23 protein-coding genes are annotated in these 24,090 nt (G+C 67.6%); 14 read left to right on the top strand and 9 right to left on the bottom strand.

What is annotated here, in order from left to right:
- Positions 1–320 precede the first annotated feature (320 nt).
- From gpmA to D9601_RS09430, 4 genes are read right to left on the bottom strand one after another with little or no spacing between them, the layout of a single operon-like run.
- Complete coding sequence (gene gpmA / locus D9601_RS09445) at positions 321–1,007, bottom strand: 2,3-diphosphoglycerate-dependent phosphoglycerate mutase (RefSeq protein WP_198353751.1); 687 nt, start codon at positions 1,005–1,007, stop codon at positions 321–323.
- Complete coding sequence (locus tag D9601_RS09440) at positions 1,008–1,475, bottom strand: GNAT family N-acetyltransferase (RefSeq protein ID WP_332837961.1); 468 nt, start codon at positions 1,473–1,475, stop codon at positions 1,008–1,010.
- Positions 1,472–2,581 (bottom strand): M14 family metallopeptidase, encoded by a 1,110-nt coding sequence (locus tag D9601_RS09435; protein WP_198353750.1) that lies wholly within the window; start codon positions 2,579–2,581, stop codon positions 1,472–1,474. The genes D9601_RS09440 and D9601_RS09435 overlap by 4 nt, the downstream gene beginning before the upstream one ends.
- Positions 2,578–3,174, bottom strand: coding sequence for a DUF4136 domain-containing protein (locus tag D9601_RS09430; RefSeq protein WP_198353749.1), 597 nt, complete (start codon positions 3,172–3,174; stop codon positions 2,578–2,580). Before D9601_RS09430 ends, D9601_RS09435 begins: the two co-directional genes overlap by 4 nt.
- A gap of 136 nt (positions 3,175–3,310) precedes the next feature.
- Here D9601_RS09430 and ykgO point away from each other — a divergent pair, with 136 nt between their 5' ends.
- A complete protein-coding gene (ykgO, locus tag D9601_RS09425) occupies positions 3,311–3,436 on the top strand; it encodes a type B 50S ribosomal protein L36 (protein WP_003046794.1) in 126 nt (41 codons plus the stop codon).
- Between the two features lie 12 nt (positions 3,437–3,448).
- The gene (locus tag D9601_RS09420) at positions 3,449–4,054 is read left to right on the top strand and encodes an HAD family hydrolase (protein ID WP_443024748.1); all 606 of its coding nucleotides are present in this window, start codon (positions 3,449–3,451) and stop codon (positions 4,052–4,054) included.
- A gap of 108 nt (positions 4,055–4,162) precedes the next feature.
- Here the strand turns inward: D9601_RS09420 and pyk are convergent, their stop codons facing one another.
- Positions 4,163–5,617, bottom strand: coding sequence for a pyruvate kinase (gene pyk / locus D9601_RS09415; RefSeq protein ID WP_198353747.1), 1,455 nt, complete (start codon positions 5,615–5,617; stop codon positions 4,163–4,165).
- An 80-nt stretch (positions 5,618–5,697) separates the two neighbouring features.
- On the opposite strand from pyk, the gene D9601_RS09410 reads away from it, so the two are divergent.
- The 3 genes from D9601_RS09410 (at position 5,698) to D9601_RS09400 (ending at position 6,967) form a co-directional block, all read left to right on the top strand.
- Positions 5,698–6,081 carry a DUF1244 domain-containing protein gene (locus D9601_RS09410; RefSeq protein ID WP_198353746.1) on the top strand — a complete coding sequence of 128 codons (384 nt, stop codon included), beginning with the start codon at positions 5,698–5,700 and terminating at the stop codon, positions 6,079–6,081.
- A gap of 120 nt (positions 6,082–6,201) precedes the next feature.
- Complete coding sequence (locus D9601_RS09405) at positions 6,202–6,468, top strand: DUF2312 domain-containing protein (protein WP_232474027.1); 267 nt, start codon at positions 6,202–6,204, stop codon at positions 6,466–6,468.
- Positions 6,469–6,544: 76 nt separating this feature from the next.
- Complete coding sequence (locus tag D9601_RS09400) at positions 6,545–6,967, top strand: nuclear transport factor 2 family protein (protein WP_198353745.1); 423 nt, start codon at positions 6,545–6,547, stop codon at positions 6,965–6,967.
- 38 nt (positions 6,968–7,005) lie between these two features.
- On the opposite strand, the gene D9601_RS09395 is transcribed toward D9601_RS09400, so the two are convergent.
- Positions 7,006–8,472 (bottom strand): ATP-binding protein, encoded by a 1,467-nt coding sequence (locus tag D9601_RS09395; RefSeq protein ID WP_198353744.1) that lies wholly within the window; start codon positions 8,470–8,472, stop codon positions 7,006–7,008.
- A 119-nt stretch (positions 8,473–8,591) separates the two neighbouring features.
- Between D9601_RS09395 and D9601_RS09390 the strand changes: the two genes are divergently transcribed.
- The 4 genes from D9601_RS09390 to ruvA all read left to right on the top strand — a co-directional run bounded on the left by D9601_RS09390 (position 8,592) and on the right by ruvA (position 11,164).
- The gene (locus tag D9601_RS09390; protein WP_198353743.1) at positions 8,592–9,134 is read left to right on the top strand and encodes a DUF1003 domain-containing protein; all 543 of its coding nucleotides are present in this window, start codon (positions 8,592–8,594) and stop codon (positions 9,132–9,134) included.
- Between the two features lie 29 nt (positions 9,135–9,163).
- Entirely contained in the window at positions 9,164–9,907 is a 744-nt protein-coding gene (locus D9601_RS09385; RefSeq protein WP_198353742.1) for a YebC/PmpR family DNA-binding transcriptional regulator, read from the top strand.
- A gap of 151 nt (positions 9,908–10,058) precedes the next feature.
- Complete coding sequence (gene ruvC / locus D9601_RS09380) at positions 10,059–10,565, top strand: crossover junction endodeoxyribonuclease RuvC (RefSeq protein WP_198353741.1); 507 nt, start codon at positions 10,059–10,061, stop codon at positions 10,563–10,565.
- Positions 10,562–11,164, top strand: coding sequence for a Holliday junction branch migration protein RuvA (gene ruvA / locus D9601_RS09375; protein WP_198353740.1), 603 nt, complete (start codon positions 10,562–10,564; stop codon positions 11,162–11,164). Before ruvC ends, ruvA begins: the two co-directional genes overlap by 4 nt.
- A gap of 71 nt (positions 11,165–11,235) precedes the next feature.
- Here the strand turns inward: ruvA and D9601_RS09370 are convergent, their stop codons facing one another.
- From D9601_RS09370 to D9601_RS09360, 3 genes are all read right to left on the bottom strand, one after another.
- Complete coding sequence (locus D9601_RS09370) at positions 11,236–12,717, bottom strand: glycoside hydrolase (protein ID WP_332837960.1); 1,482 nt, start codon at positions 12,715–12,717, stop codon at positions 11,236–11,238.
- A complete protein-coding gene (locus tag D9601_RS09365; RefSeq protein WP_443024723.1) occupies positions 12,714–14,078 on the bottom strand; it encodes a glycoside hydrolase family 27 protein in 1,365 nt (454 codons plus the stop codon). Before D9601_RS09365 ends, D9601_RS09370 begins: the two co-directional genes overlap by 4 nt.
- Before the next feature lie 108 nt (positions 14,079–14,186).
- A complete protein-coding gene (locus tag D9601_RS09360; protein ID WP_198353738.1) occupies positions 14,187–15,494 on the bottom strand; it encodes a sugar MFS transporter in 1,308 nt (435 codons plus the stop codon).
- A gap of 137 nt (positions 15,495–15,631) precedes the next feature.
- Here D9601_RS09360 and D9601_RS09355 point away from each other — a divergent pair, with 137 nt between their 5' ends.
- From D9601_RS09355 to D9601_RS09335, 5 genes are all read left to right on the top strand, one after another.
- A complete protein-coding gene (locus tag D9601_RS09355) occupies positions 15,632–16,774 on the top strand; it encodes an aldose epimerase family protein (RefSeq protein WP_443024722.1) in 1,143 nt (380 codons plus the stop codon).
- A gap of 14 nt (positions 16,775–16,788) precedes the next feature.
- Positions 16,789–18,588: an IlvD/Edd family dehydratase gene (locus tag D9601_RS09350; RefSeq protein ID WP_198353737.1), complete on the top strand. Its 1,800-nt coding sequence runs from the start codon at positions 16,789–16,791 to the stop codon at positions 18,586–18,588.
- A 322-nt stretch (positions 18,589–18,910) separates the two neighbouring features.
- Positions 18,911–21,751, top strand: coding sequence for a TonB-dependent receptor (locus tag D9601_RS09345; protein WP_232474025.1), 2,841 nt, complete (start codon positions 18,911–18,913; stop codon positions 21,749–21,751).
- Positions 21,752–21,815: 64 nt separating this feature from the next.
- Positions 21,816–22,541, top strand: a complete 726-nt coding sequence (locus D9601_RS09340; protein WP_198353736.1) for a DUF6445 family protein — start codon at positions 21,816–21,818, stop codon at positions 22,539–22,541.
- Complete coding sequence (locus tag D9601_RS09335; RefSeq protein ID WP_198353735.1) at positions 22,538–24,052, top strand: tryptophan halogenase family protein; 1,515 nt, start codon at positions 22,538–22,540, stop codon at positions 24,050–24,052. The genes D9601_RS09340 and D9601_RS09335 overlap by 4 nt, the downstream gene beginning before the upstream one ends.
- Positions 24,053–24,090 lie beyond the last annotated feature (38 nt).

Below are 24,090 nucleotides of genomic sequence, written 5' to 3'. Positions count from 1 at the left end.
CGCGAGGGAGACGTTGCCTAGCCAATGGTCGGGGGGAGGGCAATGTTTTGGGTGGGTAAAGAGGGCTTCCGCGCTTGTTCGTCATTCCCGCGCAGGCGGGAATCCAGAGACGCTGACGTGGCGGCCTTTACGAATACCCGCGCGTCTGGATCCCCGCCTGCGCGGGGATGACGGCGATGGGTCCGCGGCGCTCACCCCCCTCTCGTCATCCCGGCGGACGCCGGGATCTATGGACAGCGCGCCACTGGCGGTGATGCGCTGCCTTCGCCGATCACCTCCATGGGTCCCGGCTTTCGCCGGGATGACGAGAGATGGTACGGTCAGCGCTCGCTGAGGTAGTAGCGATCCGTCGCGTTGAGCTGGTCGTCCAGCTCGTAGACGATCGGCTGACCGGTCGGGATCTCCAGCCCGGTGATCTCCTCGTCCGAGATGCCCGACAGATGCTTGACCAGCGCGCGCAGCGAATTGCCATGGGCGGAGATCAGCACGCGCTGGCCCTGCTTCAGCGCCGGCGCGATGCGCGCGTCCCAATAGGGCAGGACGCGGGCGATCGTGTCCTTCAGGCTCTCGGTCTGCGGGATGGCGATGCCGGCATAGCGGCGGTCCTGCGACAGATCGTAGGCGCTGCCCGGCTCGAGCGGCGGCGGCGGCACGTCGAAGCTGCGGCGCCAGATATGCACCTGTTCGTCGCCGTGCCGTGCCGCGGTCTCCGCCTTGTCGAGCCCGGTCAGGCCGCCATAATGCCGCTCGTTGAGCCGCCAGTCCTTCTCCACCGGCAGCCACAGCCGCCCCATCGCCTCCAGCGCCAGGTTGAGCGTCTTGATCGCCCGCGTCTGCAGCGAGGTGAAGGTCATGTCGAAGTCGAGGCCCTTGGCGGCCATCAACTCGCCGGCCGCGCGCGCTTCGGCAGCGCCCTTGTCGGTGACGTCGACGTCCCACCAGCCGGTGAAGCGGTTCTCGAGGTTCCAGGCCGACTGGCCGTGGCGGATCAGGACGAGTTGCGGCAATCAAACCTCCAGCGTCAATGTCATGTAGCGGTTCTTGGGACTGTCCGCCGGATAATCGGCGAAGGCGGCGCAGTCGACGAAGCCGAAGCGGCGGTAGAGCGCATGGGCGGGTATGAAATCGTCGTCGGTGCCCGTCTCCAGGCTGAGCCGCACGATCCCTTCGTGGCGGGCATGGGCGATCAGCGCCGTCAGCATCGCCGCGCCGACGCCCTTGCCGCGATGGCCGTCGGCGGTGCGCATCGATTTGAGCTCGGCGTGCGTCTCGTCCAGCCGCTTCACCGCGCCCATGCCGACCAGCGTCTCGCCCTGCCAGGCGGTGAAGAAGGCCGTGCCCGGCTGGGCGAGCTTCTGCGCGCCCAGCGCGAAGCGGAAGGCGGAATCGGTGTTCGCCTTGGCGAAGGCGAGATGCTCGTCGATCAGCCCCGCCACCGCCGGTGACAGCGGATCGTCGCGTCGAACCTCGATCACAGTTCGTCGATCATCCCGGTCAGCACCTCCAGGCACGCCACGGCCAGCGCTTGGCTGCGTTCCGGCGACCAGCCGAATTCGGCGTCGGCGTTCGGATCATGGTCCTTGAACGGCATCTCCAAGGTCACCGATACCGCGCCGAACCGCTGCGCCAGCTGGTTCGTCGACATCGACAGGTTGGCATTGCCCGCGCTGGCCTTCTCATAGCCCTTTTCGACCTGGAAATCCCGCGTATGCGCGGCGAGGCGACGGCCGAATTCATAGAATTTCGCGCCGTGATCGTCGGTCCAGTTTGGGATGCCCTCATAGCCGGCGATGAAGTTCGCCGGGATCGCCTCGTCACCGTGCACATCGATCGCGAAGGCGACGCCGGTCTCGTCCATCGCATTGCGGACGCACAGCACTTCCGGGCTGCGCTCGGCGCTCGGCGCGTGCCATTCGCGGTTGAGATTCACGCCTGCGGCGTTGGTACGCAAATGCCCGCGGCGCGTGCCATCGGGATTCATGTTGGGCACGACGTGGACGGTCGCCTTGGCGAGCAGCGGCGTGGCGGCCTCGCTGGTCAACCAAGCGAGCGCGCCGTCCATCCACCATTCGGCCATCGACTCGCCGGGATGCTGGCGCGCATAGAGCCACACCGGCTTGTCGCCCGAACCGATGCGGAAATAGTCGATCGCCTGGCCATCGAGCGAGGTGCCGAGCTGGCGATGGACGACGCCCGGCGCCAGCGCGGTGCGCGCCACCAGGGCGTCGTGCATCTCCATCGTATAGGGCGCAAAATAGGCGAACCAGGCGAGTTCGGTGTCGACCCGATAGTCGAACGACAGCACACCGCCTTCGTATCGGGTGTCGATCATCCGCCACGCCTGCCGGTCGGTGCTGGCGCGCGTCTTGTAGCCCGGCCAGCCGAACGGATAGGCCGATTCGCCGGCGTTGACGATGCGGAAGGTCAGCTGCCGCCCGCGCGCGCCGGCGACGCGGAAGTAGAACCATTGGAAGAAGTCCGATTCGCGATCGCGGACGATCTCCAGGTCGACACGGTCGCCTTCGATGGCGACGAGGCGGATGTTGCCGCCATCGAAGGCGGCGTTGATGTGGATGGTCATCGGACCTCGATAGTGCGACCGGACTCGCCGGGGAACCCCGTGAACAGCGCATGGGCGAGGCGCGGCGCCTGTTCGTCGGCGCGCTTGATGTCGCTGATCCCCTGGGCGCGGCCCTCCCAGACCGGCGACTGGTCGCGCGCGTCCTTGATCGTCACCGCCAGTTCGGCGACCAGCAGATTGGTCGGCCGGCTCTTGCCGATCGGAAAGCCGATGCCGCCGCCTAGGCCGACGCCGCCGCGGCGGCCGCCGCTGAACGAGCCGCCGCCGATGCCGATGCTGAACGGCGAGGGGCGGGGCGGTCCTTCCTGCGTGGTGCGGGTGAAGTTGACGGTGGCGACGTAATCGGGGCGGGCGCCCTGCGCGGGCAGGCTGTAGCCGGCCTTCAGCAATTCGCCCTCGACCGCGGCGGAATAGGTCTTGAACTCGATGCTCGCGCTCGACGCATCGAGCGGCTGGACCGCGATCGTGCCGCGCGCGATCGGGCGATCGAGATGGTAGCGGATCACCTCCGTCGGCGGCAGCGGCTGGGTGGTGGCGCAACCGGCGAGCGCGGCGGCGACGGCGCCGAGCGCCAGGAACGGACGAAGGGACATGGGTACGCGAATCCTATGACTGTTGCGCATGGGAAACGCTCTAACGCCGCCCACGTTGCTTGACTATTGCAGCGCTTGTGCCTAGGCGCTCGCGCTTTCCAGAACACATTCTAATTCGAAAAGAAGCGAATCGATCATGAAGATCCGCAACAGCCTGAAGTCGCTCAAGGACCGTCATCGCGACAACCGCGTGATCCGTCGTCGCGGCCGCACCTATGTCATCAACAAGACCAACCGTCGCTTCAAGGCGCGCCAGGGCTAATTCGCCTTGAGCATTCCGACCGCCGTCATCTTCGACGTCGGGCGGGTCTTGTACGACTGGGACCCACGGTTCCTGTATCGGCGCCTGATCGACGACGATCGGGCGCTCGATGCGTTTGTGCGCGACGTCGTCACACACGAATGGCATTTCCAGCACGACGCCGGACGCGACTTCGCCGACACGTCGGCGGAGCTGGTCGCCCTCTATCCTGAGCATGCCGAGCTGATCGCCGCCTGGGGACCGCGGTTCCTGGAGAGTATCGGCGATCCGATGCCGGGCATGCACGGCCTGGTCGACGATCTGCACGACCGCGGCACGCCGCTATATGCGATCACCAACTTCAGCCATGAATTCTGGCCGCCGTTCCGCGCGCGCGAGGCGACGATGTTCGACCGCTTCCGCGACGTCGTCGTCTCGGGCGAGGAGAAGATGGTGAAGCCGGATCCGGCGATCTACGCCCTCGCGCTCGACCGCTTCGGGCTGACGGCGGCGGAGACGGTGTTCATCGACGACAATGCGGCGAATATCGCGGGCGCGAAGAGCGTCGGCCTGATCGCGCTGCACTTCACCGGCGAACCCAAGTTGCGGCGCGAGCTGGTGGAACTGGGGCTGCTTTAAAAAATTCCCCTCCCGCTTGCGGGAGGGGTCAGGGGAGGGGCTTCCCTCAGCGGACAGCGCCACGACTGCCCTCCCCCAGCCCCTTCCGCGAGCGGGAGGGGAGCCGGATCAGCTATAATCCTTCAGCTCATCGCCGATGATGCGGACGACGTGGATGACGTTGGTCGACCCTGGCGTGCGGAACGGCACGCCGGCCATGACGATGACGCGGTCGCCCGCCTTGGCGATGCCGGTACGCAGCGCCATCCGCTTCGACTTGCCGACCATGTCCTCGAACGATTCGACGTCGCGGGTGAACACCGCATGCGTGCCCCACAACAGACCGAGTCGGCGCGCGGTGTCCTTGTTGGGCGTCAGCGTCAGGATCGGCACCGGCGGCCGCTCGCGCGCGACGCGGCGGGCAGTCGAGCCCGAGGTGGTGAAGCAGATGATCGCCGTCGCCCCGGTCGTCTTGGCGATCGATTTGGCGGCCTCCGCCAGCGCGTCGGCGGTGGTCGGGTCGGGGCGCGTCACGGTGAAGTGGATGCGGTCACCGTGGCCGGGATCGCCCTCCACGGAGATGCCGATCGCGTTCATCATCGCGACCGATTCGATCGGCCAGGCACCCGCGGCGCTCTCCGCGGACAGCATGATCGCGTCGGCCCCGTCGTAGATCGCGGTGGCGACGTCGGACACCTCGGCGCGCGTCGGCGAGGGACTCTGAATCATCGATTCGAGCATCTGCGTCGCGACCACCACCGGCCGGCCGAGCCGGCGCGCGGTCTCGACGATGCGCTTCTGCAGCGGCGGCACGGACTGCGGCGGCAGTTCGACGCCCAGGTCGCCGCGGGCGACCATGACGCCGTCGCACGCCTCGACGATCTCCTCGAGCCGGTCGATCGCCTGCGGCTTCTCGATCTTGGCGAGCAAAGCCGCCTGACCGCCGATCAGTTTGCGCGCCTCCCACAGATCCTCGGGCCGCTGCACGAAGCTGAGTGCGATCCAATCGACGCCCTGTTCGACCGCGAAGGCGAGGTCGCTGCGATCCTTTTCGGTCAGCGCTGCCATCGGCAGCACGACGTCGGGGACGTTGAGACCCTTGTTGTTCGACAACGGGCCGCCGACCTCGACCGTGGTGACGATCCGCTCCGCGTCGTGATCGCTGACCCGCAGCACCAATTTGCCGTCGTCGAGCAACAGGCGCGCGCCCGGCTCGATCGCCTCGAAGATCTCGCGGTGCGGCAGTTCGACCCGGGTCGCGTCGCCTGGCGTCGGATCGCGGTCGAGGACGAAGGTGCTGCCGTGTTCGAGCACCACCTTGCCGCCGTCGAACTTGCCGACGCGCAGCTTCGGGCCCTGCAGATCGGCGAGGATCGTCGTCGGCCGGCCGAATTCCTTCTCCAGCGCGCGGATCGCCTGGATGACGGGGATCTTCGATTGCTGGTCGCCGTGGCTCATGTTGACGCGGAAAGCGTCGGCGCCCGCCTGGAACAGGTTGGCGATCATCTCGGGACTGTTGCTCGCGGGACCGAGCGTCGCGAGCACGCGTACTTTCCGCGATCGGGGCGCGATGGCAGTGGTCATGAATAGGCTCCTGGGGAATGGCCGCGGCCTCCTCTAGCTCCTATTGGGTCGGGATCAACCTGTTGGAAGGCCGTTACGTGATGACCGATCCCCTCGACACGCTCGACGATGCCGTCGCGGCGGCGGCGTTCCGCCGCCTCGTCCGCCATCTTCGCCACCGCACCGACGCGCAAAACATCGACCTGATGGGCCTCGCCGGCTTCTGCCGCAATTGTCTGTCCGACTGGGTGGAAGAGGCAGGCGGCCTGTCCAAGGATCAGGCGCGCGAGACGATCTACGGCATGCCGCAGGCGGAGTGGAAGCGCCGCTACCAGACCGAGGCGACGCCCGAGCAGATCGCCCGCATGGATGCCAGCGTCGCCAAGAACCGGCGTGACGACGCAGTGGACGGGGCGCTGGACGAGGCACTCGACGAATCGTTTCCGGCCAGCGATCCGCCGGCGATGACCGAGCCGGGGCGCTGATCGCAGCCGGGCTTGAGCGCGTCGTGGTAAACGCCTAGACGCGCTGCCCTGCCGGCGCTGCCGGTGCATCAGCGAATCATTTCAGGAAGGGCCGCGACCGGTTCGCGGCGGGTGGGACATATGGCCGAAGAACGTGGCGAAGGCATGGGCGGCGGGCAGGTTGCGGCGGACGAGCTGCGCCTGCTGATCGAGCGCGCCGAGCGTCTGGAAGAAGAGAAGAAGGGCATCCAGGACGACATCAAGGACGTCTTCGCCGAGGCCAAGGGCCGCGGCTACGATCCCAAGGCGATCAAGAAGATCATGTCGATCCGCAAGAAGAAGCGGGAAGAATATCAGGAAGAGGAAGCGATCCTCGAGGTCTATATGCAGGCGCTCGGCATGCTGTGATCCGGATGGGCACGGGTTGACCGATCGGCTTGGCGTGTTATTCACATAATACGCTATCGATCGAAAGGTTTAGCCGATGCCCGTCTTCTTGGCCGCCGCCTTGCTCGCGGCGGCTCCCGCATCTCTCGCAACGGATGTCGGCCAATTGGTCGATCGGTTCAATGCCGCACGGACGGCGTTCGACGATCGGAGTCTGGCAGCGACGCTCGCGCCCGATTTCCAGGAAATCTCCCCGGTCGGCGATGTCGACAGCCGCGACCAGGTGATCGGCTTCTACCGCGCCGATCAACGCAAGCCGGTGCCGACGATGACGTCGAGCGAGCGCAGCGTTGCGCTACACCGCGATTGGGCGCTGGTGACCGAGCGGGTGTCGTTCGACATGGCCAAGCCCGATGGCACCACGGTGACGCGGTCGCTGCGCGTGCGCTACGTCGCGGTGAAGGCCGGCGCCGGATGGCAGCTCGCCTCCGCGCAATATACCGGTATCCCTAATCGATGACGGAAATGCGCCGCCTCGCGCCATGAGGATCGGAACGACTAGGCGGCCTCCGCCGCGGCGGTCGTCCAGCCTAGCCGCGGAATCGTGATCGAGCGCTTGCCGGACAGGTCGGTGCGCAGCACGAACAATTCGCGGCTTTCGATATAGCCGACCAGGCGGCGAACGCGGCCAAGCGAGCTGGTGCCATAGGTCTCCGCCAGGGCGACGTCGGACGGGCAGGGCTCGCCTTCGCGCGCGGCGCGCGCGACGAGCAGGAATGGCCCGATCATGTCCTCTGGCAGCGTATCGGCGAGCGCCATCGCCTCCGCCCATTCGGGATCGGTGATGTCGAAGATGCCGGCGCGCGCCGCCGACAGCCGCCGGGTGAAGCCGGCAAGGTCGAGCGGCGGCTTGGCCAGTCCCGCCATGCGGCAGCGGACCTGGAAATCCTGGAACAGCACCGACGGCGGCCGCAACGCCGCCTCGCCATCGGCGACGATCGCGCGCAGCACGTCGGCGTAGATCGTTTCCACCTCCTCGTCCGACTTGTCGGGCAAGGGCGCCAGGCTGGGCTGCGTCGGCGTCGGCCGTTCGATCGTGTCGAGCAATTCGTCCGTCGGCACCCGCCGCGGCCGGGGGTCGAAGGTCATCGGCAGCTGCGGCGCCGTTTCCGGCGGCGGCGCGAAGATCAACTGCTGGAGATTCTCGACCGGCGCGGAAGGCAGCGGCGTCAGCTTCGGGCTGCCGGAGCGTGCCGAGGTCTCGACTGCGCCGATCTTCACGGTGATCGGCCGCCGCGACACCGCCGGTCCCAGCGCCAGGAAGGTGCCGCGCGCCAAGTCGCGGATCGATTCGGCCTGGCGGCGCTCCATGCCGAGCAGGTCGGCGGCACGGGCCATGTCGATGTCGAGGAAGGTACGCCCCATCAGGAAGTTGGACGCCTCGGCTGCGACGTTCTTGGCGAGCTTGGCCAGCCGCTGCGTCGCGATCACGCCGGCGAGACCGCGCTTGCGGCCACGGCACATCAAATTGGTCATCGCCGACAAGGAGGCGCGGCGTACCTCTTCGGCCACCTCGCCGCCGGTGGTCGGCGCAAACAATTGCGCCTCGTCGACGACGACCAGCGCGGGATACCAATGTTCGCGTGGCGCATCGAACAGCGCCGAGAGGAAGGCGGCGGCGCAGCGCATCTGTCCCTCCGCCTCCAGCCCTTCCAGGCTGAGCACGACGCTGGCACGGTGTTCGCGCAGACGGCCGGCGATGCGCGCGATCTCGCGCTCCGAATAGTCCGCCGCCTCGACCACGACATGGCCATAGGCGTCGGACAGCGTGACGAAATCGCCCTCGGGATCAATCACCACCTGCTGCACCTGGCCGGCCGAGCGTTCCAGCATGCGGCGCAGCAGGTGCGACTTGCCCGACCCGGAATTGCCCTGGACGAGCAATCGGGTGGCGAGCAGTTCTTCGAGGTCCATGGTCACGGGCGCGCCGCGTTCGTCGCTGCCCATGTCTACGCTGACGGTCATGATCGGATCAGCGTTTGGCCGATCTGGGGGTGTGCGGGCAAGCGCTTTGCGGCGGGTTGGCGGCGAGGGCGCGGCCGGCTAGGGGCGCGGCCGGACCTTTCCTCCGGAAGATACGCGTCATGGCCCAGCGTCCTCCCTTCGCCGACATTGCCCTGCGGCTGCTGAAGAAGCCGAGTCACGCGCTCGATCCCGAGGAACAGCGCGTGCTCGCCAGCATCGATGCGGGCACGCTGGTCAGCCGCGACGCGGCGGACGAGGCGGACTTGCGCGCAAGCGTCGGCGATCGGCTCGCCGATCGCGTTGCCGCGGTCGGTGGCTCGTGGGGCTTCATCATCGCCTTCACCCTGGTGCTGCTCGGGTGGATGATCCTCAATTCCGACGTGCTCGGCCATTTCGGCCTGGTCTTCGATCCCTATCCCTACATCTTCCTCAACCTGATGCTGTCGACGCTCGCCGCGATCCAGGCGCCGGTGATCATGATGAGCCAGAACCGCCAGGCCGCGAAGGACCGGCTGGCGGCGAGTCTCGACTATGAGACCAATCTGCGCGCCGAGTTGGAGATCCTACGGCTGCACGAGAAGCTCGATCTGCTCGTCGCGGACCGGCTGGCGGGACTGGAGGCGAAAATCGACCGCTTGGCGAAGACGGGTCCGGCGGCTTAAAGGCCGACGATTATCCGTCAGAGGCGATCATGGCAGGCCATTCCAAGTTCAAGAACATCATGCACCGCAAGGGCGCGCAGGATAAGAAGCGCTCGAGCATGTTCTCCAAGCTCAGCCGCGAAATCACCGTGGCGGCGAAGATGGGGCTGCCCGACCCCGACATGAACCCGCGCCTGCGCGCCGCGATCGCCGCGGCCAAGGCGCAGTCGATGCCCAAGGACAATATCCAGCGTTCGATCGACAAGGCGTCGCGCGGCGATGCCGAAAGCTACGAGGAAATCCGCTACGAGGGCTTCGGGCCGGGCGGCGTATCGCTGATCATCGAGGCGCTCACCGACAATCGCAACCGCACCGCGACCAATGTGCGCACCGCGGTGTCGAAGAACGGCGGCAATCTGGGCGCGAGCGGATCGGTCAGCCACGGCTTCGACCGCATGGGCCTGATCAATTATCCGGCGGGCGCCGGCGATGCCGAGAAGGTGTTCGAGGCGGCGCTGGAAGCGGGCGCCGAGGACGTCACCTCGTCCGACGAGGGCCATGAGATCTGGACGGCGCAGGGCGACCTGCACGAGGTCGCCAAGGCGCTGGAGCCCGTGCTCGGCGAGGCGGAGGGCGCCAAGCTCGCGTGGCGGCCGCAGACGATGGTGTCGGTCGACGAGGGCGATGCGGCGACTTTGTTCAAGCTGATCGACGCGCTCGACGACGACGACGACGTGCAGACCGTCTGGGGCAATTACGAAGTCTCCGACGAGGTGATGGAGAAGCTGGGTTGATGAGCCTTGTCCTCCCCGGCACGGGGAGGGGGACCGCGACGCGAAGCGGCGTGGTGGAGGCGGCTGTCCACGAGCGCTGTGCTTGGGAAGCCCCCCCTCCACCAGCCTGCGGCTGGTCACCCTTCCCGCGCGGCGGGGAGGATCTTGCCACATGATCATCATCGGCCTCGACCCCGGGCTCGGCACCACCGGCTGGGGGGTGATCCATGCCGACGGCAACCGGCTGCGCCATATCGCCAACGGGCAGATCAAGACCGATCCGTCAATGCCGCTGCCACGTCGACTCGCCAACCTCAACGCCGCGCTGACTGACGTCATCCTCGCCGAGCGTCCCGAGAGCGCGGCGGTCGAGGAGGTGCTGGGCAACACCAATGCGCAATCGACCCTGAAGCTGGGTCAGGCGCGCGGCGTCGTGCTGCTGACCGCGGCCAATGCCGGACTGCTGGTCGGCGAATATCATCCCTCGACGGTCAAGAAGGCGGTGGTCGGCACCGGCGGCGCGGAAAAGCGCCAGATTCAGGCGATGATGGCGGTGCTGCTGCCCGGCGCCAAACTGGCCGGCCCCGACGCCGCCGACGCATTGGCGGTGGCGATCACCCACGCGCATCATCTGGCGAGTGCGCAGGGCATGGCGCGCAGGGCGAGGATTACCGCATGATCGCACATCTCAAGGGTCGGCTGGATTCGACGGGAATCGACCATGCGGTGATCGATGTGGGCGGCGTCGGCTATCTCGTCGGCGCATCGTCGCGCACGCTGGCGGCGATCGGGCCGGTCGGCGAGGCGGCGACGCTGTTCACCGAGATGCTGGTCGGCGAGGATTTCCTGCGCCTGGTCGGCTTCGCCACCGCCGGCGAGCGCGACTGGTTCCGGTTGCTGACCGGCGTCCAGGGCGTCGGCGCGCGCGTCGCGCTGGCGATCCTGTCGGCGCTGGAGCCGGGCGAGCTGTCCCGTGCGGTCGCGGCGCAGGACAAGGCGATGGTCGCCCGCGCCAATGGCGTCGGACCGAAGCTCGCCGAGCGGATCGTGCGCGAGCTGAAGGACAAGGTCGGCGCGGTGGCGACGCTGGGGCCGGCAGCGGCCGCACAGGTCGCACCGGTCGGGGCGGGGGCGGACGCGGTCTCGGCGCTGCTCAATCTCGGCTTCCGCCCGGCCGAGGCAGCGAGCGCGGTCGGCGCGGCGGAAGAGGAGCTGGGACCGGGCGCGACGCTGGATGCCCTGGTGCGGCTGGCCTTGCGCAAGGCCGCCAAGGGATAATCCTCGCAGGCGATGGGGCGGCTCCTATCGTCCCGTCTTGGCCCCGGCGCGCCATCGGGACCGCCGCGGTATCAGCGCTTGAACGTCGGGCATGCAGCCGCGGCCCGCCCCTTGGTCAGCACCAGCGTCACCACCGATCGCGGCGGCGCGACCGTGCCGGCCTCGCACGCGGCGCGGTGGGTGGCATCGGTCAGCACCATCTGCACGGACCAGCCCGACGGCACGAGCAGCCGTCGCGAGACCGGCGCCGGATTGACGTGGACGAGCACCAGGCGCGTGCCGTCGGGCGACAGTGCGCCCGCCGTGTCCATGTCGTCGACCGGGACCAGCCGATCGCCGGGGCGGATGAAGCGGCTGAACTGCGCCATTGCCCAATATTTGCGGGTCACGTGAATGGCGTGCGGGTTACTGGCGGGCGCCGCCAGATCGGCCTTGACCAGTCCCCAATTGGAGCCCGGCTTGCCGTCGCGTGCGCTGAGATTCTCGACTGCCTGCCAGAAGACCCAGGCGGCCGGCTCGAGCCGCTTGAGGTCGGCGACGACATGCTCGGCAAAGGCGAGGGGGCTCGTCATCCCCTCGAAATCCTCCGGATCACCCGGCAATGGCGTGTCGTCCTCGCTCATCCACAGGCGGATGCCGCTCGCCCGCGCGACGTCGCGGACGCCGGTCTGATGCACGGTGCCGTAGCTATGGACGTTGAGCTGCCCGATCCTGGCACGGGTCGCGGCGGGATAGCCGGCCCAATCGACCAGGAAGGTGTGCGAATTGGTCTCGTCCGGCGCGGCGACCACGGTGGCGAGGCCGCGCGCGCGCAGCGCCGCGTCGGTCGCGTCGATCATCGCCGCCTGACGCGCCGGGCTCCAATGTGCGCCTTCCTGCGTATTGGCGGCATACCAATAATCGGTGTTGGGTTCGTTCACCGGCGAAAGGGTGCGGAACACGATGCCGTGACGCCGCTGCAACGCGTCCACCGCAGAGGCGAGATAGCCGGCGAACCGCGCCTCCTGACCGGGGCGGAGGTTGTCGTCGGTCGCCTTGACCGCGCCTGAGACGCGGCCCGACACGGTCATGAACCAGGGCGGCGAGTTGGAGAAGGCCTCGAAGATCGGCGCACGTACCCGCGCCTTGACCGCGTCGAGCCACCAGCGCTGGCGCGCGTCCTGCGACCAGTCCCAGGCGGCGGGATCGTCGGCGCGCCAGCGGGCGGCGTCGCCGGCGGGCAGCCGCCAGAAACCCGGCACCGCCGCGCCGGGGCGCAGATAGGGCTTCACCGTCGCCGCATTGCCGCCGCCGATATTGTAGCGCGCGATTGTCCAGCCCAGCCCCTGACGGCCGTAGAACAGGTCGGCAAGCCGGTTGCGCTCCGCATCGGGCCAGCCGCCGGTAACCTCCGCGAACCAGGCAAGCGCAGTGCCCCAGCCCTCGAAGCGGGTCGTCGGGCGATCCATCGCCGGGTGCAGCGCCACCGACACCACGGGCGTGGTGCCGGCGGATTGCCGGGCGGATGCGGGCGTCGCTGCGAGCAGCAGCGCGGCGAGCGCCGGACGGATCACGCGCGCGACAGACGATAGAGGCCCGCGCCATGCGGCGGCAGGGTGCGGGCAATCCGGCCGCTGGCCCGGCCATCGGCCGCTCTCGCCCATAGGTCGCGCACCGCGACGACGCCGTCGAGGTCCAGCATCGCCAGCGGCAGGCCGATTTCGCGCGCGCCGTCGCTGGTGTTGAACAGCGCCAGATAGGCGTCACCATTCGCCGCTCTCGCCGACCAGATACGCGTGCCGTCCGCGACGAAATGGGGACGGTTGCCGGTGGAGGCCTGGTTGACCGCGATGACTTCGGGGTTGGTCAGCAGCGCCGTGGTCGGCGCGTCGAGATGGCGCAGGTCGCCGCCCATGATCAGCGGCGAACGGGCGATCGACCACAGGGTCATCAGCGTGCGCTGTTCGTCGGGCGTGAATTTGGTGTCGCGCTGTCCCATCGCCAGCCTGCCCAGCGGCAGCATGTCGGCGTCCGGCCAGCGGCCGTCGCCCATATAGGGGTTCCAATTCTCCAGCCGGGTGAACTGCGCCGCCAGCAGGCCCCAATCGTCCCAGAAGTCGTCGGAGATGCGCCACATCTCGGCATGGCGGCGGGCATGGTCGCCGCGGATCACCGGCGTTTCGCCCGGCGACATGCTGAGGATCATCGGCCGGCCGCAGCGTTGGATGGCGCGGTGGATCGCCTCGATCTCCGCGGCATGCGCGTCATAGGGGCGGCTGAGGTCGTCGACCTTGACGAAATCGACGCCCCAGCGCGCATATTCGGCGAAGACGCCGTCATAATAGTCCTGCGCGCCGGGCTTGCTCATGTCGACGCCGTACATGTCGACGTTCCACGAACAGATGCTCGACGTATCCGCGATATCCTGCGCCCGGTATCGGGTGCCGAACACCGGCAGATTGACCTTCACCGCGGCGCGCGGGATGCCGCGCATCCGGTGGATGCCGAAGCGCAGGCCGAGGCCATGGACATAGCCGGCGAGCCCCGCGAACCCCTTGCCGCCGGCGGCCGACGGGAACCGCACCGGATCCGGCTGGAACCGGCCGTAGCCGTCCATCACCGGCTGGATGTCGCTGTTGTAGGTATAGCCCTTGGCGCGTGGATCGTACCATTGGTGGTCGACCGTGAAGATGTCGTAGCCCGCCGGCTTCAGCACGCGCGCCATGATGTCGGCGGTCTCGCGCGCCTGCGCCTCGGTGATGGTGACGGCGAAGCTGTTCCAGCTGTTCCAGCCCATCGGCGGGGTCGGGGCGAGCGGGCCGCCGCTCGCCGCGGCGGCGGGGCCGGCGAGGGCCGGCAGCATCGGCACGGCCGCCGCTCCGGCGATCAAGGTGCGCCGCGATACCCCGCCCGCGCGGGTGTCGTCCGTCGTCATGTCGTATCCCCCCGGATAAGGCGGCGGGATCGGGCAGCGCCCGGTCTGGCCGCCAGTTGCAACGATAGGCCAGCGCTGCGGGGGCGGCCGGCCGCCCCCGCCCTGACGTCAGACCGCCGCCTGCTGATCGGGCAGCGCGCTGGTCGGCCTGGACCCGACCAGCGCGTAGAACAGCACGTAGAGCGCGCAGCCCGCCGGGATCAGGAAGCCCCAGTGCAGGCCGAAATTGTCGCCGATCTTGCCCTGGATCGAGGCGAGCGCGCCGCCGGCGATCGACATGATCAGCAGACCCGAACCTTCCTCAGTCAGCGGGCCGAGGCCGCGGATCGCCAGCGCGAAGATCGCCGGGAACATGATCGAGATGCCGAGGCCCGAGACGATCAGGCCGTACATCGCCACCGGCCCGGTCACAAAGGCGGCGGTCAGCGTCCCCGCCAGCGCGATCAGCGAGAAGAGCGCCAGCACATGCTGGGCGGCGATCTTGCGCATCAGCGCGGCGCCGGCGAAGCGGCCGACCATCATCCCGCCCCAGAAGAAGAGGAGGTAGGAGGCGGCATGCTCCTGCGTCAGATTGGCGATGTCGGGCTGCGACACGAAGTTGATGAAATAGCTGCTGACGCCGATCTCGCCGAGCACGCAGAGCGCGATGCCGACGCAGCCGAGGATCAGGTTGCGGTGGTTCCACAGCGACAGGCCGCGGCGATCCTCCGCATTGGCGCGCTGGGTGGCAGCGCCGAGCGCGGGCAGTTTTGCGCGGGCGATCAGCACCGCGAGCAGCGCCAGCACGATCGCGACGATGAGATAGGGCAGTTCGGTCGCCTGCGCATCGGCCATCCGCTGCGCCTCGGTCAGCTGCGTACCGTGCGCCGCGGTGCCGGCGGTGGTCCGGGCGAGAATCAGATATTTGCCGAAGATGATCGCGAGTACGTCACCGGTGGTGTTGAACGCCTGGACCAGCGTCAGCCGTCCCTCGGCGCTCTCCGGCGGTCCGATCACCGCGACATAGGGATTGGCCGCCACCTGCAGCAGCGCGATGCCGCACGACACGACGAACAGCGAGGCGACGGTGACGCCGTAGGATACCATCGATGCCGCCAGGATCATGCCGAGCGAGCCGAGCGTCATCACGCCGAGGCCCGTCGTCAGGGCGCGTTGATAGCCGATCCGCTCGATCAGCTTCGCCGCCGGGATCGAGGCGAGCAGATAGCCGATGAACCATACGGACTCGATCAGCCCGGTCTGGAAATAGTTGAGCTCGAACACGCTGCGCAGATGCGGCAGCAGCGTGTTGTTGATGACGGTGATGAAGCCCCACATGAAGAACAGCGAGGCGAGCAGCGCGAGCGCGGGCCGGTAGGAGGCGGAAGCCCCCCCGACGGGCGTACCCGCGGATGTGTTGACGAATCCTCCGGCCATCGAACCCTCTCCTTCACGGCGCCGCCGTGCCCCACCGATCGCTCCCCGCCCGGCAGAACGGCTTGCGCTCTTATATGTCTGACTATAAGCCGTCCGTGATACGGTCAATCGGAAACGACCGGTCCCGGAGGAGAACGATGCCCAAGCCTTCCACGATGATCGCGCCGGTCGTAGTCGCGGCGCTCGGCCTTGCCGCGCCGGCCGCGGCCTCGACGGCCAAGCGCGAAGCATTCGGTGCGCTGCCCGACGGCACGCGGATCGAGGCGGTGACGCTGACCGGCGCCAATGGCGTCACGGCGCGGATCATGACGCTGGGCGCGACGCTGCAGTCGTTCCGCGCGCCGGACCGCAACGGAACGGTCGCCGACATCGCGCTCGGCCACGACGATGCCGCCAGCTATGTCACCAAGCCCAATTTCTGGGGCCAGACCGTCGGCCGCTATGCCAATCGCATCGCCGGCGGCAAGTTCGCGCTGGACGGCAAGACCTACCAGCTGCCCCTCAACGACAAGACCAATTCGCTGCACGGCGGCACCACCGGCTTCGACAAGGCGGTGTGGCGGATCGTGTCGGTCAATCAGGGGCCGCAAGCGAGCGTGACGATGGCGCTGACCAGCCCGGCGGGCGATCAGGGCTATCCCGGCAAGCTCGACGTCACCGTCACCTATGCGCTGGACGACAAGGGCGCGCTGACCATCGACATGCAGGCGAAGACCGACGCGCCGACGATCGTCAATTTGACCAACCACGCGCTGTTCAACCTGGCGGGCGAGGGATCGGCAGGCGGCATCTATGCGCAGCGCATGACGGTGCCCGCGGCGCGCTACACGCCGGTCGACGCGACGCTGATCCCGACCGGCGAGCTGAAGCCGGTGGCGGGAACGGTGTTCGACTTCACCCGGGGGCGGGCGATCGGCCAGGATATCCGCGACGGCCGTGATCCGCAGATCGCGATCGGTCGCGGCTACGACCATAATTTCGTGCTCGACAAGGGCCGTACCGCCGAACCGCAGCTCGCCGCGCGGGTGGAGGATCCGGCGTCCGGTCGCGTGCTCGAAGTGCTGAGCACCGAACCGGGCGTGCAATTCTATTCCGGCAATTTCCTGGACGGGACGATCGCCGGCAAACAGGGCCATGTCTATCGCATGGGCGACGCCTTCGCGTTGGAGCCGCAGGTGTTCCCGGACACGCCCAACCATCCCGCCTTCGGGTCGGCGCGGCTCAACCCCGGCCAGACCTATCACCACCGCATGATCTACCGCGTGTCGACGACACGCTGACCGGAGCCTTCCCCATGACGAGCGAAGCCCCGACGGGCAAACTGCGCAGCCGCGCATGGTTCGACAATCCCGCCAACATCGACATGACCGCGCTTTATCTGGAGCGCTATCTCAACTTCGGTCTGAGCCTGGAGGAACTGCAATCGGGCAAGCCGATCATCGGCATCGCCCAGACCGGCAGCGACCTGTCGCCCTGCAACCGCCATCATCTCGTCCTTGCCGAGCGGGTGCGTGAGGGCATTCGCGAGGCGGGCGGCATCGCGATCGAATTCCCCGTCCACCCGATCCAGGAGACGGGCAAGCGGCCGACCGCGGGGCTCGACCGCAACCTGTCGTATCTCGGGCTGGTCGAGGTGCTGTACGGCTATCCGCTCGACGGCGTGGTGCTGACCATCGGCTGCGACAAGACGACGCCGGCCTGCCTGATGGCGGCGGCGACGGTGAACATTCCGGCGATCGCGCTGTCCGTCGGGCCGATGCTCAACGGCTGGCACAAGGGCGAGCGCACCGGATCGGGCACGATCGTCTGGAAGGCGCGGCAGATGCTCGCCGCGGGCGAGATCGACGACAAGGAGTTCATCCGCCTCGTCGCCTCGTCGGCGCCGTCGACCGGCTATTGCAACACGATGGGCACGGCGACGACGATGAACAGCCTGGCCGAGGCGCTGGGCATGAGCCTGCCCGGCTCCGCCGCGATTCCCGCGCCGTATCGCGACCGCCAGGAAGTGTCGTACCGCACCGGCAAGCGGATCGTCGAGATGGTCGCCGAGGACCTGAAGCCGTCCGACATCCTGACCAAGGAGGCCTTCCACAATGCGATCCGCGTCAATTCGGCGATCGGCGGGTCGACCAACGCGCCGATCCACCTCGCCGCGCTGGCGCGCCATGTCGGTGTCGATCTGCCGCTGACCGACTGGCAGGAGCAGGGGCATGACGTGCCGCTGCTCGTCAACCTGCAGCCGGCGGGCGAGTATCTCGGCGAGGATTATTACCGGGCCGGCGGCGTGCCCGCGGTGGTCAACCAGCTGATGGGCCAGGGGCTGATCCATGAGGATGCGCCGACGGTCAACGGCCGCACGATCGGCGACAATTGCCGCGATGCGACGATCGAGGACGAGGCGGTGATCCGCCCGTATGATCGGCCGCTGAAGGAGCGGGCGGGCTTCATCGTCCTGTCCGGCAATCTGTTCGATGCGGCGATCATGAAGACCAGCGTGATCTCCGACGAGTTCCGTGACCGCTATCTGTCCAACCCCGACGATCCCGATGCGTTCGAGGGACCGGCGGTGGTGTTCGACGGACCGGAGGATTACCATCACCGGATCGACGATCCGTCGCTCGGCATCACACCGCAAACGCTGATGTTCATGCGTGGCGCCGGGCCGATCGGCTATCCGGGCGCGGCGGAAGTGGTCAACATGCGGCCGCCCGCCTATCTGATCACCGAGGGCGTCCACGCGCTGCCGTGCGTCGGCGACGGCCGCCAGTCGGGGACGAGCGGGTCGCCGTCGATCCTCAACGCCTCGCCCGAAGCGGCGGCGATGGGCGGGCTGGCCTTGCTGCGTACCGGCGATCGCGTTCGCATCGACCTCAACAAGGGCACGGTCGACGTACTGATCCCGGACGCGGAACTCGCCGAGCGGCGCCATGCGCTCGAGGCGGCGGGCGGCTATGCCTATCCGGCGTCGCAGACGCCCTGGCAGGAGATCCAGCGCAGCGTCGTGGGCCAGATGAACACGGGCGCCATTTTGGAAGGCGCGGAAAAATACCAGCGCATTGCGCAGACAATGGGACTGCCGCGCGACAATCACTGACGCGGCTTTGCGCCGACAAGGGAACCGGGGTCGCCATGCGGCCCCGGTTTTTTCGTGCGGGCTCCGCTGCGGACGAGTCCAATACGTCCAGCGATCGGCGCTTCCTACGCCAAGTTGCGCAACAATAAATCAACTATATGAGGAAAAATTACGAAATGTGGGACATCATCCTCATCTGAGTGACATTAAGGCCACATCGGATGTCTTTCTTCGACTTTGACATCCATCAAATCCCGCCTGACGCCGATTTCATTTGTCTGCACAAATCATCCGGTATTATGTCCGACATACGGCCGGGAAGCGGCTCTGACGGGGAGGATGTATGAAGACGGGACACCTGCGCCTGCTGGGTGGCGCATCGGCCGTGGCGATGAGTCTTGGCCTGGCGACCACGGCGGACGCCCAGACCGCGCCGCCGAGCAGCACGATCGCCGCCGCGGCGCAGGTCGCGGCGCAGACCGCCGATCAGGCGGCCACTACCCCCAGCGAACAGGACATCGTCGTCACCGGCGTGCGTGAATCGTTGCGCTCGGCGCAGGCGATCAAGCGCAACGCCAACCAGATCGTCGATTCGGTCAATGCGCAGGACATTGGCAAGCTGCCCGACGCCAATACCGTCGAGGCGCTGCAGCGGATCACCGGCGTGCAGATCCAGCGTCGCTATGGCGAGGGCGCGACCGACTTCGACCACCGTACCACCCCGGCGATCACCGTGCGCGGCCTGACCCAGGTCAGCAACTTCATCGACGGCCGCGCCGCCATCTCCGCCTCCGGCGGCCGTACGCTCGATCTCGAAGCGGTGCCGCCCGAACTGCTCGCCGGCATCGACGTGTTCAAGAACCCGCCGGCCAGCACGATCGAGGGCGACGTCGCCGGTGTCGTCAACATCCGCACCCGCCTGCCCTTCGACCAGCCGGGTCAGCTGATCAGCGCGACCTTCAAGGGCAATTACTACGATCGCGCCGACAAGTTCGGCGGATCGGTGTCGGGCCTGTACAGCAACCGCTTCGAGACCGGCATCGGCGAGATGGGCTTCCTGCTCAACGGCAGCTACGCCAAGAGCTCCTATCGCCAGGACGCGATCCTGATCGGCGCCTTCGGGCCGATCCCCGCCGGTATCACCATCCCCGGCGCCCCCGCCAATGCGCAGGTGCCCTATGGCGAGCAGATCTACGACGATGGCGGCGACCGCAAGCGGCTCGGAATTGCCGGTGCGTGGCAGTGGCAGGCGGCGCCCAATCTGCTGGTCACCGCGCAGGCGCTCTATTCCCGCTACAAGTTCTTCCGCCAGGGCAAATATTATTATTACAATAATAACGGCAATGCGACGACGACGCCGCTGAACGGCGCCAACTTCACCTTCGACAGTGCCGGTTATGCGACGTCGGGCTCGCTGGCCAACCAGGTGTTCGAATCGGCGCGCTTCGACCAGGATCTGACCAACACCACCGGCAATTACACGCTGTCGGCGAAATGGGACGTGACCGACCGCCTGCATGCGGTGTTCGACGCGCAATATCTCAAGTCGTCCTACAATGCCGATCGCAACGGCTTCGTCATCTCGCTCTACGACCAGACCGGGCAGACGCCCTATACGGCGAAGAACCAGAGCATCGTCGACTTCGATCTGCGCGGATCGCGGCCGGTATGGAACGTCCGCAACCCGGCGCTGCTGTCGGACCCGAACAACTATGCCTTCACCTACATGGCCGATTCGATCACGCGCAACGACGCGGACCAATTGGCGCTGAAATACGACCTGGAATATGACGTCGAGGGCGGCTTCCTGCAGAAGCTGCGTGGCGGCCTGCGCTATGCCGACAGCACGATCGACCTGCGCGGCACGTGGAACGGCTTCTGCCTGCTGCCGTCGGGGCCGAACCCAAGCTGTTCGTCCGCCAATGGCCTGCCCTTCGTCCGCCTGTCGCAATTCCCCGAATTGGCGCTGAAGGGGCCAACGCCCAACTTCTTCGACGGCCGCACCCTGCCGGGCGGCATCCTCTATCCGAATTTCGAACCGGGCAGCAGCCTGTGGGACAGCCTGGTCAAGACCGAGGCGAAGTTCGGGGCGACGCCGAAGAGCAGCTTCTCGCCCGGTGATCTCAACCATCAGACCGAGCGGACGCTGGCGACCTATCTGACCGCCGATTATGCCGGCACGATCGGTGGCATCCGCATCGACGGCAATGCCGGCGTCCGCGTGGTGCGGACGCGCACCGGTTCGGCCGGGACGATCTTCAACAGCGACGGCACGCAAGCACCGATCAACGTCCAGCGCGAATACGTCAAGGCGCTGCCCAGCTTCAACATCCGCGCCCGCCTGACCGATACGCTGCAGTCGCGCTTCGCCTATTCCAAGTCGTTCGCCCGGCCGAACTTCGACCAGATGGCGACCAACGTCTCGCTCAACGCGCCAAACATCATCGGCTTCACGCAGCGCGACGCCAATGGCAACGTGATTGCCCAATATCCGACCGGATCGTCGGGCAATCCCTATCTGCGGCCGATCACCTCCGACAATTTCGACCTGACGACCGAATGGTATTTCGCACCGACCGGATCGGTGACGTTCGGCGCCTTCTACAAGAAGGTCGACGGTTTCCTGGCCGGCGGCACCACCTTCCTGCCGTTCAACGGCGTGACCTATGCGATCGGCACGACGGTCAACACCGGCAGGGGCACGGTCAAGGGCGTCGAAGCGGCCTATCAGCAGTTCTTCGACTTCCTGCCCGGCCTGCTCAGCGGCCTGGGCGTGCAGGCGAACTACACCTATGTCGACAGCAGCGTGACCAATCCGTTCGCGACGGCCGGGTCGAACGTGCCGACGACGGTGCCGCTCGAGAAGCTGTCCAAGCACAGCTACAATCTCGTCGGCCTGTACGAAAAGGGTCCGGTGACCGCACGTCTGGCGTGGAGCTGGCGCGGCAAATATTTCGACACGACGCAGGGTAGCGGCGCCAACAACCAGGTGCAGTTCCAGAAGCCCTATGCGTCGCTCGACGCGTCGATCAGCTACAATTTCAGCGCGCATCTCGCGCTGTCGGTCGATGCGGTAAACCTGACCAACCGGATGAACCTGACGTACATCAACACGCTCAGCCAGCCGCTGCAATACACGCTCAACGACCGGCGCTTCGGCTTCTCGCTGCGCGCCACCTATTGATCCTCCCTGGCCGGCATGGTCTGATCCTCGCCATGCCGGCCATTTTTCTCGGGGAGGGATGCTGATGCCCGCCGAACCGCGGCACTCCACGCCCTTCACCACCAGCCCACAGATCGCGGTGATGGCCGTCGGCGAGGAACGCGAGCCCGTCGTCGTCGTCGACCGTGCCACCGGGTGGCTCGACCGGCTCCGCGACGCCGCCGCCAGCGCGGCCTTCGCCGCCGCCGACACCATCGGCAGCCATTATCCCGGCCTGCTCGCACCGGCGCCGGTCGCCTATCTCGACGGTCTGGTCCGCTTCGCCCTGCCACTGATCGCCGCGCATTTCGGCACGGGGGCGGTGATGCCGGCCCGCGCACGGGGCAATTTTTCGTTGGTGACGCTGCCAGGCGAAGCGCTGAGCGCGGAACAGCGGGTGCCGCATGTCGATGCTGCCGACCGGATGCAATTCGCCGCGGTGCACTATCTGTCGGATTCGCCAGATGGCACCGGCTTCTTCCGCCACCGGGCGACTGGCTATGAGACGATCGATCCCGATCGGCTGCCCGCCTATCGCGCCGCCCTCGACGCCGAACTCGCCGCCTTGCCGGCCGGCGGCTATATGGATGAGGACGATGCGCGGTTCGTGCGCACCGCGGCCGTCGCGGCGAAGCCCGACCGGCTGATCCTCTATCGCGCCGCCTTGCTGCACAGCGGCCTCATCTCCCGACTGCCGCGCGACGCCGCCGATCCGCGCGCCGGCCGGCTGACCGGCAATCTCTTCCTGCAATGCCGCACGGCGGCGGCATGAGCGACGACCGGCCGCTCGCCAGCATCGCGATCGTCGGCGGCGGCACCGCCGGCTGGATGGCGGCGGCGGCGCTGGCCCGCGTGCTCGGCCCGCAGGGACCGGCGATCACCCTGGTCGAATCGGAGGAGATCGGCACGGTCGGCGTCGGGGAGGCGACCATCCCGCCGATCCAGGCCTTCAATGCGCTGCTCGGGATCGCCGAGGACGATTTCGTCCGTGCCACCGGCGGCACCTACAAGCTCGGCATCGAATTCGTCGATTGGTGGCGGCAGGGGCATCGCTATTTCCACCCCTTCGGCACCTACGGCGTCGATGCCGGCGCGGTGCCGTTCGAGGCGATCTGGCAGCGGCTGCGACACGAAGGCGGCGCGGCGCCGCTCGACGCCTATTCGATCTGTGCGGCCGCCGCCGCCGCCGGCCGCTTCATGCGGCCGCAGGCGGGCAACACGCCGCTGGCGCAGATCGGCTATGCCTTCCATTTCGATGCAGGTCTCTACGCCCGCTTCCTGCGTGGTCATGCCGAGGCGGCGGGAGTACGGCGGGTCGAGGGCAAGGTCGTCGACGTCGTGCTGCATGGCGACAGCGGTGCGATCGAGGCGGTGACGCTGGCGGACGGCACGCGGATCGCCGCCGATCTGTTCGTCGACTGTTCGGGGTTCCGCGCGCTGCTACTCGGCCAAGCGCTGGAGACGGGGTTCGAGGATTGGGCGCATTGGCTGCCCAACGACCGCGCGGTCGCGGTGCCAAGCGCGCCGTCCGGCCCGCCGGTGCCCTATACCCGCTCGACCGCCCGCGCCGCCGGCTGGCAATGGCGCATCCCGCTGCAGCATCGCATCGGCAACGGCTATGTCTATGCCAGCGCGCATTTGTCCGACGACGAGGCCGCGGCGCAGCTGCTCGCGTCGCTGGATGGCGCGCCGCTGGCCGAGCCGCGGCTGCTGCGCTTCCGCACCGGGCGGCGCGACGCCTTCTGGGTGCGCAATTGCGTCGGCCTTGGCCTCGCCAGCGGCTTCATGGAGCCGCTCGAATCGACTAGCATCCACCTCGTCCAGGCGGGGATCGCGCGGCTGCTGGAGATGCTGCCGACGCGCGGCTTCGAGCCGGCCGACATCCGTCGCTACAATCGGCTGATGGTGGCGGAGTTCGAAAGCATTCGCGACTTCCTGATCCTGCATTTCCACGCCAGCGAACGCGACGACAGCGATTATTGGCGCGATCTGGCGGCGATGCCGATCCCCGACAGCCTTGCCGAACGGATGGCGATCTACCGTGCGACCGGCCGCGTCTATCGCGAGGCGGACGAACTGTTCACGCGGACCAGCTGGCTGGCGGTGATGGACGGGCAGGGACTGCGCGCGCGCGGCTTCGATCCGATCGCCGCCGGCATGCCGGTCGAGGCGGCGCGCGCCCGGCTGGAGCGGATCGCGGCGGTGACGCAGGCGGCGGTCGGTCACATGCCCGCGCATCAGGCCTTTATCGCGCGCCACGGTGCGGCGGGGATTGCGCGCTGAACCACCCCGTTTATTGTCGGACAAGACTGACGGAATGA

The organism is Sphingomonas sp. MA1305 (assembly GCF_016107325.1).
Classification (GTDB): domain Bacteria; phylum Pseudomonadota; class Alphaproteobacteria; order Sphingomonadales; family Sphingomonadaceae; genus Sphingomonas.
This window is presented reverse-complemented; position numbering and strand designations above follow the sequence as displayed.

What these genes read in the sequence shown, in the direction of transcription:
- D9601_RS09335 (WP_198353735.1), top strand. Translation starts at nt 22,538, where the DNA reads ATGAGCGACGACCGGCCGCTCGCCAGCATCGCGATCGTCGGCGGCGGC.
- D9601_RS09395 (WP_198353744.1), bottom strand. Translation starts at nt 8,472, where the DNA reads ATGACCGTCAGCGTAGACATGGGCAGCGACGAACGCGGCGCGCCCGTG.
- D9601_RS09365 (WP_443024723.1), bottom strand. Translation starts at nt 14,078, where the DNA reads ATGACGACGGACGACACCCGCGCGGGCGGGGTATCGCGGCGCACCTTG.
- D9601_RS09340 (WP_198353736.1), top strand. Translation starts at nt 21,816, where the DNA reads ATGCCCGCCGAACCGCGGCACTCCACGCCCTTCACCACCAGCCCACAG.
- D9601_RS09350 (WP_198353737.1), top strand. Translation starts at nt 16,789, where the DNA reads ATGACGAGCGAAGCCCCGACGGGCAAACTGCGCAGCCGCGCATGGTTC.
- D9601_RS09410 (WP_198353746.1), top strand. Translation starts at nt 5,698, where the DNA reads ATGACCGATCCCCTCGACACGCTCGACGATGCCGTCGCGGCGGCGGCG.
- D9601_RS09345 (WP_232474025.1), top strand. Translation starts at nt 18,911, where the DNA reads ATGAAGACGGGACACCTGCGCCTGCTGGGTGGCGCATCGGCCGTGGCG.
- D9601_RS09385 (WP_198353742.1), top strand. Translation starts at nt 9,164, where the DNA reads ATGGCAGGCCATTCCAAGTTCAAGAACATCATGCACCGCAAGGGCGCG.
- D9601_RS09430 (WP_198353749.1), bottom strand. Translation starts at nt 3,174, where the DNA reads ATGTCCCTTCGTCCGTTCCTGGCGCTCGGCGCCGTCGCCGCCGCGCTC.
- D9601_RS09435 (WP_198353750.1), bottom strand. Translation starts at nt 2,581, where the DNA reads ATGACCATCCACATCAACGCCGCCTTCGATGGCGGCAACATCCGCCTC.
- D9601_RS09405 (WP_232474027.1), top strand. Translation starts at nt 6,202, where the DNA reads ATGGCCGAAGAACGTGGCGAAGGCATGGGCGGCGGGCAGGTTGCGGCG.
- ykgO (WP_003046794.1), top strand. Translation starts at nt 3,311, where the DNA reads ATGAAGATCCGCAACAGCCTGAAGTCGCTCAAGGACCGTCATCGCGAC.
- D9601_RS09400 (WP_198353745.1), top strand. Translation starts at nt 6,545, where the DNA reads ATGCCCGTCTTCTTGGCCGCCGCCTTGCTCGCGGCGGCTCCCGCATCT.
- D9601_RS09390 (WP_198353743.1), top strand. Translation starts at nt 8,592, where the DNA reads ATGGCCCAGCGTCCTCCCTTCGCCGACATTGCCCTGCGGCTGCTGAAG.
- ruvA (WP_198353740.1), top strand. Translation starts at nt 10,562, where the DNA reads ATGATCGCACATCTCAAGGGTCGGCTGGATTCGACGGGAATCGACCAT.
- D9601_RS09360 (WP_198353738.1), bottom strand. Translation starts at nt 15,494, where the DNA reads ATGGCCGGAGGATTCGTCAACACATCCGCGGGTACGCCCGTCGGGGGG.
- pyk (WP_198353747.1), bottom strand. Translation starts at nt 5,617, where the DNA reads ATGACCACTGCCATCGCGCCCCGATCGCGGAAAGTACGCGTGCTCGCG.
- D9601_RS09355 (WP_443024722.1), top strand. Translation starts at nt 15,632, where the DNA reads ATGCCCAAGCCTTCCACGATGATCGCGCCGGTCGTAGTCGCGGCGCTC.
- ruvC (WP_198353741.1), top strand. Translation starts at nt 10,059, where the DNA reads ATGATCATCATCGGCCTCGACCCCGGGCTCGGCACCACCGGCTGGGGG.